This window comes from Streptomyces sp. P9-2, from assembly GCF_051903975.1.
GTDB lineage: Bacteria > Actinomycetota > Actinomycetes > Streptomycetales > Streptomycetaceae > Streptomyces > Streptomyces cellulosae.
This window is the reverse complement of record NZ_CP192633.1, coordinates 4,092,486-4,106,887: the sequence shown is the minus strand read 5'-3', so window position 1 is coordinate 4,106,887 and position 14,402 is coordinate 4,092,486. Positions and strand designations below refer to the sequence as shown.

Sequence of the window (14,402 nt, the reverse complement as noted above, 5' to 3'; positions counted from 1 at the left end):
CGTGAGGCTTCGTGGGGTGGGGGTCAGGCGGAGTGGAAGGGCAGGCCGGCGTCGGCGGCCAGGTCGAGGGCGTCGCCGTCCTCGGGCGGCAGCAGGGTGGGGGTGCCGTCGGTGACGGGGACGACGCCGAGCTCGAGCAGTTCGGCCATGGCCGCGCTGCCCGCCATGTCGCGGACCTGGAGCTGGTAGCGGGCGGTGGTGCGGTAGGTGCCGCCGTTGTCGTCGCCGGTGCGCTGAAGGAAGCCGGAGTCGGTGAGGAAGGAGACGGCCTTGGCGACGATGCCGGTGGTGGACCCGGCGAGGCGGCGGGCGTCCTTGGTGGCGCCGGTGGCGCTGCGCCGGGACCAGATCCGCCAGGCGGCCTCGAGTCCGGGGGCGTCGGTGGCCGGGTCGGTGTTCTCGCCCTGTTCGGCGGCCCGCTCCTCCAGGCGGTGGCAGGCCTGGCGGACGAAGGCGTCGACGCCGTTGACCGTGACGCGCCCGATGTAGCCGTCGTCGGCGAGGTCCTCGGGGCGGGGGAACGCCATGGCGGCGACGGCGAGATGGGCGAGGCCGTGCAGGAAGCGGTCGCCGCCGTCGGCGGAGGCGCGGCGGGCGTAGTCGCCCATGCGGACGGCGAAGACGGAGTCCTCGGCGGCCGTGACGGCCATGCCGGCGCGCGGGGACACCTCCAGCACGATCAGTCCGAGCCCGGTGGCGACGGCGTCGGCGAGCCGCGCGAACGGCGGGTCCTCGCGGTAGCGGCGCAGCAGGTCGGCGTACTCCTGGTCGCGGGCGGGCTGCAGCTTGGGCTGGAGGCCGAACGCGACGAGCCGGGCCGCGTCGGCTGCGTCGGCGGGCGTGACGGCGGTGCTCGCCGGCGTCGCGGCGGGCTCCGGCTCGCTCCAGTCGGCGTGCTCGGTCACGGTCGGGGCTCCTCGGTGCGGGCGGTGTCTGTGGGGGTGTGGCGGCGCGGCGCGCGGATGCGGGGTGCGGGCGTCGCGGTCATGCCGCCTCCGTACGGTCCGCGGCCATGCCCGCGGCGTCCAGCAGGGCCGTGCCCACGATGAGGTCGGCGCCGCCGAATTCGGGGTCGTCGAGCTCGGTGCCGTCGTCCACGGCGAACAGCAGCTTCCGCTCGCCCTGGCGGTAGGCCGTGCCGACGGGCGGGCTGGCGGCGTGGACGGCCAGCAGGGCGACCAGGTAGGGCAGCTCGGGGTCCTTGCGGCGGGCCTCGGCGAGCAGTCCGGACAGCCGGCGGGGCGCGTCTGCCGGGAGGTCGAGCAGCTCGGTGGCGGCGGCGAGCTGCTCCTCGCTGAAGCGGCTGTCGTCGGGCGTGGCGATGAGGTCGGGCTCGGGCATCTCGGCGCCGAGGTGCTCCCGCTCCACGGGCGGGGTGAGCAGGATCTCCACGAGGTCGGCGACCCGGACGGACACGGGTGTGCGCAGTCCGGTGCCGTGGGCGAAGAACGCGTCGGTGACGCGGGACGCCTGCTCCACGGGGAGCGGCAGCAGCGGGGAGAGGAGCTGGCCGTAGAGGTCGGTGCCGGCGGCCGCGGCGGGCGTGGCGAAGGCCTGCCGGTCCTGCTCGGCGCGGAACAGCGGGCCGGCCTCCAGGAGCCGGGACTGGAGCTGGGTGTGGCGCCGGATGCAGTCCTTGACGATGTCCACCAGCTCGGCGGCGCGGCGCTTGTGCTCGGGGTCCTCGGACTCGTCGCGGGCCTTGCGGATGTTGGTGAGGATCGCGTTCTCGTGCCGGTAGCGGTCGGCGACGTGGTCGAGGGCCTCGGCGATCATGTCGGGCACGGCGCTGAGCCAGTCGACCGCGCGGACGTTGCGCCGGGTGGCCTCCAGGGCGCGGCGCAGGGTCTCGGAGTACTGCACCGTGCGGTAGCGGGCCTGCTCGGCGGCGAGCTGGGCGTCGGCGAGCCTGCCCCGGCTGATCAGCACCTCGAGCTTGACCTCGGCGGCGATCTGGGCGCTGGTGACGTCGGTGTCGAGGGCGCCGACCAGGACGTTGACCGCCTCGTCGGTGGTGCGCAGGTACACCGTGCCGCCGGGGCCCGGGACCTCCTCGATCAGCTTGAAGTCGTAGTCACGGCGGACGTACGTGCCGTCCGGGCCGAAGACGCCGTACACCGCGCGGAAGCCGCGGTCGACGCTGCCGACGTTGATCAGGTTCTCCAGGACCCAGCGGGCCACGCGCTCGTGCTCGGCGGCGGGGCGGTCCGGGGCCTGGGCGGCGACGCGCGGGAGGAGCCGGGCGACGATCTGCTCGTGGTCCGCGCCCGTGTCGAAGTCCATGTTCAGCGTGACGAGGTCGATGGCCGCGAGCGCGACCTCCGCCATGCCGTACACCGAGTACTCGCCCGCGAGATTGGCCTTGCGGGTGTCCAGGTCGTGCAGCGGAGCGGTGCACGCGAGCGCGCGCAGCCGCCGCGCCAGTCCCTCGTCGGCGGCCGGCCCCGGCGCGGGGCGCGGCCCCGCGCTGAGCTGGGGCGGAACGCTGTCCGTCGTTGCAGGCGAAGTCACGGTGCACAGACTAGGTCCTCGGTCCGACAACGGCCCAAACGAGGCAGTTGCGCCCCTGCGCCGTGACCTGCGGACCGCCCGCGGGGACCGGTCCGTACGGGCCTAGTCCCCGTCGCCGACCCGGCGCCGGTAGACCTCGACCACCCGTTCCAGCGACACGTCGAGGTAGGCGGCGAGCATGCGTTCGGCCGCGTCCCGGTGGCCCGCCTCAAGAGCCTGGAGAATCTCGACATTCCGGGCGATGTACGGCTCGTGCAGCCGCTGCGGCTCGTCCACCACGTGGAAGGCGAGCCGGAGTTCGGCGAAGACGCTGCGCATCAGCTCGGCGGTGCGCTCGCCGGAGGCCAGGGCGACCAGTTCCTGATGGAAGTGGATGTTGGCCGTACCCACCGCTTTCCAGTCACCTTCGCGGGCCGCCCGCTGTCCCTCCTCGACCGCCTCGGCGAGCCCGTCGAGGGCGTAGGGCGGCTCGCCGAGCCCCCGGACGACGGCGCACTCGACGAGCCGGCGGGTGCGGTAGATGTCCTCGACGTCCTCGACGGTCAACACCCGCACGAACACGCCCCGGTTGAGCTCGTGAACGAGCAGCCGTTCGTGCGTGAGCAGCCGGAACGCCTCACGGAGCGTGTTGCGGGAGACCCCGAGGGCGCCGCCGATGCTGTCCTCCGAGAGCCGGGTGCCGGGCGGGAAGAACCCCTCGGCGATGCGGCTCCTCAGGATGTCCGCGACACGCTCGGCGGTGCTGGTCCTCCCCAGCAGGGCACGGTCCCCGGCCAGTCCGCTCATCTGCTCTGCCATGCCGGAATTCAAGCGCACACGAAAGAACGACACAACATAGGTATTGAAGGATCGTTCAACGATCCCCTACGTTGCTCAGGCATTGGCACGGCTCATTCCTTCCCTGCACCCCCGTCCCCCTCTGCGAGGTGCCCATGAGCACGACCCCTCCACCACCGAGCGCCCTGACCGGAACCCCACGCCCCGTCAATCCCGAACCCCCCTCCGAGGACGGGGCGTTCGGCTGGCTGCGCGCGCTCGGCCCGCGCGGCCGGCGCGCCTTCGGCGGCGCTTTCGGCGGCTATGCCCTGGATTCGTACGACTACTTCACGCTGCCGCTGACGATGGTGGCGCTGTCCGCGTACTTCGGCCTGAACAGCGGCCAGACCGGGCTGCTGACCACCGTGACCCTGATCGTCTCGGCGGTCGGCGGCGCCCTCGCCGGCGTCCTCGCGGACCGTATCGGCCGGGTCAAGGCGCTGCTGCTGACCGTGATCACCTACGCGGTGTTCACCGTGGCCTGCGGTTTCGCCCCCAACTACGAGACGCTGCTGGTTTTCCGCGCCCTCCAGGGCCTCGGATTCGGCGGCGAGTGGGCGGTCGGCGCGATCCTGGTCGCCGAGTACGCCGGCGCCAAGCACCGGGGCCGCACCCTCGGAGCGGTGCAGAGCTCCTGGGCCGTGGGCTGGGGTCTGGCCGTGATCGTCTACACGGCGGTCTTCTCACTCGTCGACGGCGACCTGGCCTGGCGCGTGATGTTCTGGACCGGCGCGCTTCCCGCGCTGCTCGTGGTGTGGGTGCGGCGCAGCGTTCAGGACGCGCCGGAGGCGGCAGCCGCGCGCGAGAAGAGCGCCGGCAAGGGGTCGTTCGCGGCGATCTTCCGGCCCTCCCGTGCGGGCTCCCCCGGGCTGCTGCGCACCACCCTGTTCGCGGTACTGCTCTCCACCGGTGTGCAGGGCGGCTACTACACCCTCGCCACCTGGGTGCCGACCTACCTCAAGAGCGAGCGCGACCTGTCGGTCGTGGGCACCGGCGGCTATCTCACGTTCCTCATCTCGGGCGCCTTCATCGGCTATCTGACGGGCGGTTACCTCACCGACCTGCTGGGCCGCCGGCGCAACATCTGGCTGTTCGCCCTGCTGTCGGCGGTGTGCATCGTCGCGTACACGAACATCCCCAGCGGCGCGAACACCCTGGTCCTCGTGCTCGGCTTCCCGCTCGGATTCTGCATGTCGGCCATCTTCAGCGGCTTCGGCTCCTACCTGAGCGAGCTGTACCCGACGGCCGTGCGCGGCACCGGACAGGGCTTCACCTACAACACCGGCCGCGCCGTCGGCGCCGTCTTCCCCACCACCGTCGGCTTCCTCGCCGACAGCTGGGGCGTCGGCGGCGCCCTGGTCTTCGGCGCGATCGGCTACGGCCTGGCCGCGCTGGCGCTGCTGGGGCTGCCGGAGACCCGCGGAAAGGAGCTGGAGTGACACCCTCCGACGACGGCGCCCGCACCGCCGTGGACGAGCGCCCCGTGGTCCTCGCCGACGACACCACGCGCGCGTGGAGCCCGCGGACGGCCCGCGCCCGCTTCCGGGAGGGCCTGGCGATCCCCACGGCGGGCGTGGCCGCCGGGTACGCCCAGGCCAACCTGGTCTCCGTGCCCGCGGACTGGGCGTACGACATGCTGCTGTTCTGCCAGCGCAACCCGCGCCCGTGCCCCCTTCTCGACGTCACCGACGCCGGTTCGACGTCCACGGTGCTCGCCCCCGACGCCGACCTGCGCACCGATCTGCCGCGCTACCGGGTGTGGGAGGACGGCGAGCTGGTGGACGAGCCGACGGACGTACGGGCGTACTGGCGGGACGACCTGGTGTCCTTCCTCATCGGCTGCAGCTTCACCTTCGAGTGGGCGATCGCGGCGGCCGGGGTGCCGCTGCGCCATGTCGAGCAGGGCCGGAACGTCCCGATGTACCGGACGACGTGGCAGTGCCGTCCGGCGGGGCGGCTGAGCGGCCCGATGGTGGTGTCGATGCGCCCGGTGCCGCCGGAGCACCTCGACGCCGCCATCCGGGAGAGCGGTCTGATGCCGGCCGTGCACGGCGCCCCGGTGCACTGCGGCGATCCGTCCGCGCTCGGCATCGAGGACCTGGACCGCCCCGACTTCGGCGACCGGGTGGAGCCGCGACCGGACGACATCCCGGTGTTCTGGGCGTGCGGGGTCACCCCGCAGGCGGCGGTCATGGCGTCCCGGCCGCCGTTCGCCCTCACCCACGCGCCGGGCCGGATGTTCGTCGGCGACGCCCGGGACGAGCAGTTCCGCGTGGTCTGACCGGCGCCCACCCTCACGGAGAGACGAAGGACCCATGACCTCGATCGATCTCAACGCCGACCTCGGCGAGGGCTTCGGCCACTGGCGGCTCACCGACGACGAGCGGCTGCTTGCGGTGGTGACCAGCGCCAACGTGGCCTGCGGCTTCCACGCGGGGGACGCGCCCACCATGCGCCGGGTGTGCGAACTCGCCGCCGCCCGCGGGGTGCGGATCGGCGCCCAGGTCTCCTACCGGGACCTGGCGGGGTTCGGGCGGCGGGCGATGGACGTGCCGCCCGCCGAGCTGACGGCCGAGGTGGCGTACCAGATCGGCGCCCTCGAGGTGTTCGCCCGCGCGGCCGGGACCCGCGTCGCGTACGTCAAGCCGCACGGCGCGCTCTACAACCGGGTGGTGCGCGACGAGGAGCAGGCGCGCGCGGTGGTCGACGGGGTGGTCCTCGCCGACCCCACCCTGCCCGTGCTCGGGCTGCCCGGCTCACGGCTGCTGGAACTGGCCGCGAAGGCGGGCCTCCCGGCGGTCGAGGAGGCGTTCGCGGACCGCGCGTACACCGACGAGGGCACGCTGGTGGCGCGCGGTCAGGAGGGCGCCCTGGTCACCGACCCGGGGGCCGTCCTGGAGCGTTCGGTGGACCTGGCCCGGAGCGGGGAGGTCGTGACGCTCTCCGGGCGGCGCATCGCGATGAGGGCCCGCTCCTTGTGCCTGCACGGCGACACCCCCGGCGCGGTGGAGCTGGCACGGCGGGTGCGGGACGCCCTGGAGGCGTCCGGGGTGCGCGTGGAGGCGTTCACATGAGGACGCTGCCCGTCGGCACGGACGCGCTGCTCGTCGAGGTCGCCTCGGGAGAGGATGCGCAGGCGCTCCTCGCCGACCTGCTGCGCCGACGGGCGGAGGGGTTCCTGACGGCCCGTGAGATCGTCCCGGCCGCGCGCACGGTCCTGCTCGACGGCCTGCCCGAGCCCGCCCGCCTGGCCGCCGAACTCACCTCCCGCCCGGTGCCGCCCGTGCCCCCGCGCGCGGGCGGGACGGTCGAGATCCCGGCGCGGTACGACGGTCCGGACCTGGCGGACGTGGCGGCGCACTGGGGCGTCGGGGAGGCGGAGGTCGCGCGCATCCACGCGGGCGTCGAGTTCCGTGCGGCCTTCTGCGGCTTCGCCCCCGGCTTCGGCTACCTCACGGGCCTTCCCGCCCCCTACGAGGTGCCCCGCCGGTCCGCCCCGCGTACGTCCGTCCCGGCGGGCTCGGTGGCCCTTGCCGGGCCGTACACGAGCGTCTACCCGCGTCCCTCCCCCGGCGGGTGGCAGCTCATCGGCACCACGGACGCCGTGCTGTGGGACCACACCCGGGAGCCGGCGGCGCTGCTCTCGCCGGGCACGCGCGTGCGGTTCGTCCCGGTCCCCTCGACGGGGCCGGCGACATGACGGACCGCGCGCTCTCCGTCGTCCGCGCGGGCGCCCTGACGACCGTTCAGGACCGCGGCCGGCCCGGCCACGCCCACCTGGGCGTCCCCCGCTCCGGCGCGCTGGACGGCCCGGCCGCCGCGCTCGCCAGCCGGCTCGTGGGCAACGGGCCGGACGCGGCCGTCCTGGAGACCACCCTCGACGGCTGCTCCCTGCGGCCACGGTCCGCCGTCACCGTGGCGGTGACCGGGGCGCCGTGCCGGGTGACGGTGGACGGGCGCCCTGCGGCGTGGGGAGCGCCGGTGCGGGTGCGGGCGGGGGCCGTGCTGGACGTCGGGCCCGCGGTGCTGGGGGTACGGGCGTACGTCGCCGTGTCCGGTGGGGTGGCCGTCGAGCCGGTGCTCGGGAGCCGGTCCACGGACCTGCTGTCCGGGCTGGGGCCCGCGCCGTTGACGGACGGGGCGGTGCTGCCGCTGGGGGCGCCAACGGGGGTGCACGCGTGCGTGGATGTGGCTCCTCAGGTGGGGCCGCCGGCGGAACTGGTGCTGCGGGTCGTTCTTGGGCCACGGGACGGCTGGTTCACGGCGGGGGCCGTGCGGCGGTTCCTGTCGGCGGTGTTCTTTGTCTCGCCGGCGAGCAATCGCATCGGGGTGCGGACGACGGGGCCGGTGTTGGAGCGGGCTCGGGGGGAGGAGTTGGCGAGTGAGGGGGTGGTGTGGGGGGCTGTGCAGGTGCCTCCGGCGGGGGTGCCGGTGATCTTTCTCGCCGATCATCCGACGACCGGGGGGTATCCGGTGATCGGGGTGGTGCACGCGGCGGATCTGCCGGCGGCGGGGCAGGCTCGGCCGGGGACGGCTGTGCGATTCGTGGCGGGGCGGGGGTGTGGGGGTCTCTGAGGAGGTTCCTCGCCCCCGCCGCCCCTTCCCGTCCCGTCCCTGGGGCTGCGCCTCAGATCCCCAATCGGCCCTTCGGACCTCGTCCTCAAGCGCCGGACGGACTGGAATTGCCCTGCCGGGCAACACTCCGGCCCCTCCGGCGCTTGAGGAGCGGGGTTCGGGGCGGAGCCCCGGGTCATACAGCCGTGCCCTCCGGGCCGATTCTGCTGCGGACCGCTGTCTGGACCTCCGCCTCCTCCGCCGGGTCGGCGGCCAGGCGGCGGAGGCGGTCCACCACGCGCGCGTCCCCCGTCTCGGCATGGCGGGCCGCGATCTCGCGGGTGGTCTCCTCGCAGTCCCACAGGCATTCGACGGCGAAGCCCGTGGGGAAGGACGGGTCGGTGGCGGCGAGGGCGCGGGCGGCGCGGCCGCGGAGGTGGGAGGAGGCGGTCTCGCGGTAGATGTGCCGCAGGACTGGTGCGGCACAGACGATGCCGAGGCGCCCGGCGCCGTCGACGAGCGTCCACAGGGTCGTCGCGTCGGGACCTTCGCCCCGTACGGCCTCGCGGAGCGCCGCGAGGACCAGGTCGCGGTCGCGTGTGCCGCCCCGGCAGGCGAGGACGCGGGCGGCGGCCTCGCCGAGGGCGTCGGGCCGCCGGGCCCAGCCTCGCGCCCGGTCGACGGCGGCCACGCTGCGCATGCGTTCGAAGGCGTCGACGGCGGCTTCCACGACGGCCGTCGAGCCGTCGGCCGCGGCGGTCTCGATCAGGTCGAGGGCGTCGGGATCGGCTGTGTCGGCGAGGTAGCGCAGGGCCGTGCAGCGGGCGCCGTCGGAGCCGTCCCGGGCGGCGCGGACGATCTCCGCGCGGTCCTCGGGCCCCGCCACGGCGGAGAGGCAGCGGGCGGCCGGCACATGGAGGGCGGCGCCGCGGTCCATGCCCTGCTGGGCCCAGTCGAACACGGCCTGGACGCTCCAGCCGGGGCGTGGCCCGGCGGGCCGCATCTGCCGTTGCCAGCGGTCGAAGGAGCCGGCCTCCTGGGCGGCCCGTACGCGCGTGGCGACGGCGGGGCGCGGATCGTCGGCCCACAGGCGCCAGGGACGGGGTTCGAAGGCGTCGCGGACGGTCGCGGCCAGTTCGGCCTCGCCCTCGGCGTCGGTGGCGAACCGCGCGAGCACCGGGGCGGCGAGGGAGCGCAGGCCGGCGTCGTCGTCGCGGAGGGCGAGTTCGTCGAGGGCCCAGGCCCAGTTGGTGCCCTGGGCGGCGTACCTGCGCAACAGGTGCAGGGCGTCCTGCCTGCTGTAGGAGGCGAGGTGGCCCAGGACGGCGAGGGCGAGTCCGGTGCGTGACTCGTCGGTGTCGAGGACGTCCTCGGGGTCGAAGAGGTGCGCCTCGATCGCCTCGAGTCCGCCGTGCAGGTCGAGGTAGAGGCGGGCGTAGTACAGGGAGCGGTTCTCCACCTGCCAGTCGTGGCGCGGGTCGCGCAGCACACAGTGGTTCAGCGCCGCGAGCGCCTCGGACCGCGGGGCGGTGAGCGCGTGCAGTGTGCCGTCGCCGCGGCCCCGCTGGAGCAGGCCGAGCAGCGTGCCGCTGGGCGCTATGACCGGATCGAACATGGGAAACAGCCTCACATCAAGCGTCGACGCAACCGGGAGTGTGGATTACCTGGCCGCGTGACAACACGTCGGGGCGCCCGCCGTTTCCTGCTTGTTGTAGACCATCTCTCTCTGCCTCTCGTCGGTGGCCCATGCGGACCGCGTCACGGCCCGCGCGGTGCGGCAACACCTGCCCAGCCATCGCGTCCGTGAATCACGTCGTCATGATGACCCGGCGGTCACATCTACCGCGACCGTATTTCGGCGGCCCTGTACCGCCTCCCCCGTTTTCCGTGTCGTCGCTGGTCGGAGCGGAGTCGCTCAGCTCTTGCCGAAGAGCTCGAGCAGCTCCGTGCGGGCGAACATCCTGGCCGTGTCGACGGCCGAGGGGGTGCCCGCGGAGGGGTCGGCGCCGCCCTCGAGGAGGGCCTTGACGACGTCGGTCTCGCCCTTGAAGACCGCTCCCGCGAGTGGCGTCTGGCCGCGGTCGTTGACGCGGTCGGCGTCGGCGCCGCGGGCGAGCAGGGCGCGCACCGCCTCGGCGTGACCGTGGTAGGCGGCGAGCATCACGAGGGAGTCGCCGCGGTCGTTGGTGAGGTCGGCGGGGACGCCCGCGTCGACGTAGGCCACGAGTTCCTCGGTGCGGCCCCTCCGGGCCAGATCGAAGATCTTGGTCGCGAGCTCCACGACCTCGGGGTCGGGGGCTTCACTCATCGCCGGACCGCCTCTCACTGCACAGGTACACGCATCGGGAACAGGACGTACGTCTGCTCGTGGGGCAGCCGTACGGGTGAATCGCCAGGGTACTGGCTCGCGCGGCACATGAGCCGACACGGCCGCGGTAATGATCACCGCGGACACGGCCCGGCATTCGGGCGGATATCCACCCAGTTGCACCTTTTATCGTATAGACACATGCTGTGATCAGGGAAGTACTCATGGTGACTGCCCCCGTGAACCAGGAGAACTCACATGATCATCTCGATCTCATGCGTGGTGCTGCTCGGCATCGTCGTCTTCATCTTCTTCCGCAAGGACGGACTGAAGCTGTCGCACGCACTGGTGGCGATGCTGTTCGGCTTCTATCTGGCCAGCACGGCCATCGCGCCGAGCATCAAGGCGGGCGGCGAGAGCCTCGCCGGCCTCCTGGGCGGGTTCAAGTTCTGACCCGTCCGACCACGCCCCGCCCGCCCGTACGCACCCTCTGGAGACAGTAGTGGCCCGGCGTCCCCTTCCCCGCATCCTCAGCAACGGCAGCGCCCAGCTCGCCCGGAGCCGGGAGCTGGCCAGGACGGCGGCCGACAGCGCCACGGACGTCCTCCACCCGCTGATCACCATCACGCGCGGTCTGCGCCGGCTGGCCTCGGCCGGACGGCGCAGGTGGGTGGACACGCCCAAGGACCGGCGCGGCGCGCTGCTCTTGGGTGTGGCGGCGGTGCTGCTGGCCGTGGCGCTCGCGCCGTACGGCCCGCTGCTCGCCGTCGTCGCGCTGATGGCGGCGGCGGCCTGGCACGGCCGGGACCGCACGCCCGCGGCCCCCGCCGGACCCGCCCCCGGCCAGCTGCAGCGACTGAAGTCCCTCTACGAGGCCCTGGTGCCGTACTTCTCGGCGAACGACGACCCCGAGCCGCTGTACGTCCGCGGCGGCGACTGGGGGAAGGTCTTCTCCGACTACGAGTTCGACGGCGACGGCCGTCTCGCGCACCTGGTGATCTCCTACCCGGCCTACTTCACCGACGCCGAGCCCGAGTCCCGGGCGCGGATCGAGCATCTTCTCGGCGCCAAGTGCGGGCGCGGCCGGGAGTACCACTTCTCGTGGGACGAGGAGGCGAACCAGCTCACCGTGCGCGTTCTCGCCCCGCTGCCCACCGACATCGCCGCGCAGCCCTTCGTCACGGCGCCCGGCGAGACGGTGCTGGGCTTCACCGACCCTACGCGCGTGCAGCGGACGCTGCCGCTCACGCACGGCGCTCACGGCGAGGAGCGGACCGACGTCCCGCCGGTCGTCTGGCGCACCGGCGTCCGCTCCACCGAGCCGCACCTGCTCGCCGTCGGCCAGCCGGGCAGCGGCACGTCCACCCTGCTGCGGTCCATCGCCCTTCAGGCGCTGCACCACGGCGACGTGGTGATCGTCGACGGCGGCGGGACCGGCGAGTACGCCTGCCTCACCGGGCGGGACGGTGTCCTCGCCGTCGAGTGCGCCCTGTCGGGCGCGGTGACCAGCCTGGAGTGGGCGGCCGCCGAGACGGAGCGGCGGCTGGCGGCGGCGAGCAAGGCCCACCAGGCGGGTGATCCGCCGCCCGAGGACACGAAGCGGCCGCTGTGGCTGCTGCTGGACCGGCCGAGCGTCTTCACCCACCTGGCGGCGGGGGACGACGGCACGGATCCGCAGTCCCTGCTGCTCGCGCCGCTGCGGCACGGGCGGGCGGCGAACGTGACCGTGGTCGTCGCGGAGCAGTTCGACGGGCTGGACGCCTTGAGCGCGCCGGTACGGCAGCACACGCGCGCGCGTGTCGTTCTCGGCCCCGCCACGGCGGAGCAGCTGGAGGCCGTGCTGGGGGCTCCGCCGCACACCACGCGGATCGACCAGATGCCGCCCGGGCGCGGGTACGCGCGGCTGGGCAACGGGCCTGTGCACCGTCTCCAGGTGCCGGCCACGCCGGACCCCTACGACGACGCGACGAGCGAGGCCCACCGCCAGGCGGTCCTCGACCTCCTCCCGCCCCGCACGACCCCGGCGGACGAGGAGCCGGGGCCTGTGCCGGAGGCCGTACGGCTGGACAAGGCGGCGACGGAGAAGGTCGCGGCGGCGGTTGTGGCGGAGGCGGAGGTGTCGAAGCCCGCGGCTTCGGAGGGGGCGGCGGTGGCGGAGTCGTCGTCGTGACGAGGGCAACGCCGGTGCGGGCTGTCGGTGCCTGAACGCGCAGTTCCCCGCGCCCCTTCGGGACGCACAGCCTGCGGGCAGTCGTGCCGCCGGGGCGGCACGGGTGGGCGCAGGCGGCACCCTTCAGCGGGCCTCGGCTGCAGCGCCGTACTTGCGGCCAAGAAGGTGCCTCGCCTTCTCGTTCGCCGGGTGCAACCCGTCGGGGACTGGTCGCGCAGTTCCCCGCGCCCCTTACGGCGTTCACCCCGCCGCACTCTGCGCAAGCCACTGCCGTCCGGGCAACTCCCCGCCGTCTGCGGGCAATCGTGCCGCCGGGGCGGCACCGGTGGGCGCAGGGGGCACCCTTCAGCGGGCCTCGGCTGCAGCGCCGTACCTTCGGGCCACCACCCCGTACGCCGGGTGCAGCCCGTCCGGGGCCGGTCGCGCCGTTCCCCGCGCACCCAGGGCGCTGCCCTCACGCGACAAATGTGCGCGGCGCCTCCCCGCCCGACGTTCCCCCCGTCTCCACGATCCGCGCCGCCGCCGCCAGGCGCACCGCCGCCTCCTCCGCGACCGCGCCCCCCACCGTGAACGGCAACCGGACGTACCCCTCAAAGGCGCCGTCCACCCCGAAGCGAGGCCCCGACGGGACGCGGACCCCCACCCGCTCCCCCGCCTCCGCCAGCCGCGAGCCGGACAGGCCGCCCGTGCGGATCCAGAGGGTGAGGCCTCCGCGGGGGACCTCGAACTCCCAGCCAGGGAGTTCCCTCCGCACCGCGCTCACCAGTTCGTCCCGGTTCTGCCGGGCCTGCACGCGGCGCAGTTCGACCGCCTCCTCCCAACCCCCCGTGCCGAACAGCCAGTTCACGGCCAGCTGCTCCAGCACGGGCGTACCGAGGTCGGCGTACGCCCGCGCAGCGACCAGGCTGCGGATCACGTCCGGCGCCGCCCGCACCCACCCGATCCGCATCCCCGCCCAGAACGCCTTGCTCGCCGAGCCGACCGTGATCACCGTCGACCCCGCCGGATCGAACGCGCACACCGGCCGCGGCATCTCCACGTCCTCGTCCAGCCACAGCTCGCTCATCGTCTCGTCGGCGACCAGCACCGTCCCCGCCGAGCGGGCCCCGTCGACGAGCCGGCGCCGCTGGTCGTCGTCGGCGAGCGCCCCGGTGGGGTTGTGGAAGTCGGCGACGACGTACGCGATGCGCGGCGCGGCCTCCCGCAGCACCTGGCGCCAGCGGTCGAGGTCCCACCCCGTGAGGCCCTCGGCCATGGCGACGGGGACGAGGCGGGCGCCGGCCTCGCGCATCAGCTGGAGGATGTTGGCGTAGGAGGGCGACTCCACGGCGATGCGCTCGCCGCGTCCGCCGAAGAGATGGCAGATGGCGTCGATGGCTCCCATCGCGCCGGTGGTGACCATGATCTGTTCGGGCATGGTGGGGATGCCCCGCTGGGTGTAGCGGTCGGCGATCATCGCGCGCAGCGCGGGCAGCCCCGCCGGGTAGTCCCCGTGGGTGTGCGCGTACGGCGGCAGCTCCTCCAGCGCGCCCTGGACGGCCCGGGTGAGCCACGGCTCGGGGGCCGGCAGGGCGGCGCAGCCCAGGTCGATCATCGAGCCGAGCGCCTCGGGCGGCAGCGGCTCGAGACCCCGCGCCGGCACCGGGTTCCCCGCCGGTACGGCGGTCCAGCTTCCGGCGCCGCGCCGTGACTCGAGGAAACCCTCGCCGCGCAGCGCCTCGTAGGCGGCGGCGACGGTGGTGCGGCTGACGGAGAGGGCGAGGGCGAGTTCCCGCTCGGCGGGCAGCCGCGCGGCGACCGGCACGCGCCCTTCGAGCACCAGCAGCCGGATGCCGTCGGCGAGGGCGCGATAGGCGGGCGGACGCCGGGTGCCGGGCCCGGCCGGGCGGTCCTGCTGGGAGCTGAGCAGCCGTGCCAGCTGGGCGGCACCCACTGCGGAAGTCCACTGCGCCATATGATTCAGTCCACCTTCCCCGGATTGGCCATGGATGGCATGACCAGTCTGACTCCAGGGTGGCACGCGTCGGTCCACTTCCACCACAG

The 14,402-nt window shown here is 74.1% G+C and carries 13 protein-coding genes; 7 read left to right on the top strand and 6 right to left on the bottom strand.

Features of this window, described 5'->3' with window-relative positions; genetic code table 11:
* Window positions 1-23: 23 nt before the first annotated feature.
* From ACQY0Z_RS18855 to ACQY0Z_RS18845, 3 genes are all read right to left on the bottom strand, one after another.
* Window positions 24-905 carry a hypothetical protein gene (locus tag ACQY0Z_RS18855; protein WP_189905944.1) on the bottom strand — a complete coding sequence of 294 codons (882 nt, stop codon included), beginning with the start codon at window positions 903-905 and terminating at the stop codon, window positions 24-26.
* Between the two features lie 79 nt (window positions 906-984).
* Window positions 985-2,511 carry a hypothetical protein gene (locus tag ACQY0Z_RS18850; RefSeq protein WP_347225700.1) on the bottom strand — a complete coding sequence of 509 codons (1,527 nt, stop codon included), beginning with the start codon at window positions 2,509-2,511 and terminating at the stop codon, window positions 985-987.
* Between the two features lie 102 nt (window positions 2,512-2,613).
* Window positions 2,614-3,309, bottom strand: coding sequence for a GntR family transcriptional regulator (locus ACQY0Z_RS18845; RefSeq protein ID WP_254586866.1), 696 nt, complete (start codon window positions 3,307-3,309; stop codon window positions 2,614-2,616).
* Between the two features lie 134 nt (window positions 3,310-3,443).
* Here ACQY0Z_RS18845 and ACQY0Z_RS18840 point away from each other — a divergent pair, with 134 nt between their 5' ends.
* Genes ACQY0Z_RS18840 through ACQY0Z_RS18820 form a run of 5 tightly spaced genes read left to right on the top strand, consistent with a single transcriptional unit; the run spans window position 3,444 to window position 7,902 of the window.
* Window positions 3,444-4,766, top strand: a complete 1,323-nt coding sequence (locus ACQY0Z_RS18840) for an MFS transporter (RefSeq protein WP_189905950.1) — start codon at window positions 3,444-3,446, stop codon at window positions 4,764-4,766.
* On the top strand, window positions 4,763-5,608 hold the full coding sequence (locus tag ACQY0Z_RS18835; protein ID WP_439812559.1) for a putative hydro-lyase: 846 nt from the start codon (window positions 4,763-4,765) through the stop codon (window positions 5,606-5,608). Before ACQY0Z_RS18840 ends, ACQY0Z_RS18835 begins: the two co-directional genes overlap by 4 nt.
* 34 nt (window positions 5,609-5,642) lie before the next feature.
* On the top strand, window positions 5,643-6,401 hold the full coding sequence (locus ACQY0Z_RS18830) for a LamB/YcsF family protein (protein ID WP_254586865.1): 759 nt from the start codon (window positions 5,643-5,645) through the stop codon (window positions 6,399-6,401).
* The gene (locus ACQY0Z_RS18825; protein ID WP_254586864.1) at window positions 6,398-7,027 is read left to right on the top strand and encodes a 5-oxoprolinase subunit B family protein; all 630 of its coding nucleotides are present in this window, start codon (window positions 6,398-6,400) and stop codon (window positions 7,025-7,027) included. Before ACQY0Z_RS18830 ends, ACQY0Z_RS18825 begins: the two co-directional genes overlap by 4 nt.
* On the top strand, window positions 7,024-7,902 hold the full coding sequence (locus ACQY0Z_RS18820; RefSeq protein WP_189905959.1) for a biotin-dependent carboxyltransferase family protein: 879 nt from the start codon (window positions 7,024-7,026) through the stop codon (window positions 7,900-7,902). Before ACQY0Z_RS18825 ends, ACQY0Z_RS18820 begins: the two co-directional genes overlap by 4 nt.
* Window positions 7,903-8,077: 175 nt before the next feature.
* Here the strand turns inward: ACQY0Z_RS18820 and ACQY0Z_RS18815 are convergent, their stop codons facing one another.
* Both ACQY0Z_RS18815 and ACQY0Z_RS18810 read right to left on the bottom strand, forming a co-directional pair.
* Window positions 8,078-9,496, bottom strand: a complete 1,419-nt coding sequence (locus ACQY0Z_RS18815) for a HEAT repeat domain-containing protein (RefSeq protein WP_189905961.1) — start codon at window positions 9,494-9,496, stop codon at window positions 8,078-8,080.
* A 300-nt stretch (window positions 9,497-9,796) separates the two neighbouring features.
* Window positions 9,797-10,189, bottom strand: a complete 393-nt coding sequence (locus tag ACQY0Z_RS18810) for an ankyrin repeat domain-containing protein (RefSeq protein ID WP_189905963.1) — start codon at window positions 10,187-10,189, stop codon at window positions 9,797-9,799.
* A gap of 258 nt (window positions 10,190-10,447) precedes the next feature.
* Here ACQY0Z_RS18810 and ACQY0Z_RS18805 point away from each other — a divergent pair, with 258 nt between their 5' ends.
* Complete coding sequence (locus ACQY0Z_RS18805; RefSeq protein ID WP_006136669.1) at window positions 10,448-10,642, top strand: hypothetical protein; 195 nt, start codon at window positions 10,448-10,450, stop codon at window positions 10,640-10,642.
* 49 nt (window positions 10,643-10,691) lie between these two features.
* Window positions 10,692-12,359, top strand: a complete 1,668-nt coding sequence (locus tag ACQY0Z_RS18800) for a hypothetical protein (protein WP_189905965.1) — start codon at window positions 10,692-10,694, stop codon at window positions 12,357-12,359.
* A 454-nt stretch (window positions 12,360-12,813) separates the two neighbouring features.
* On the opposite strand, the gene ACQY0Z_RS18795 is transcribed toward ACQY0Z_RS18800, so the two are convergent.
* Entirely contained in the window at window positions 12,814-14,313 is a 1,500-nt protein-coding gene (locus ACQY0Z_RS18795; RefSeq protein ID WP_439812558.1) for a PLP-dependent aminotransferase family protein, read from the bottom strand.
* Between the last annotated feature and the right edge of the window lie 89 nt (window positions 14,314-14,402).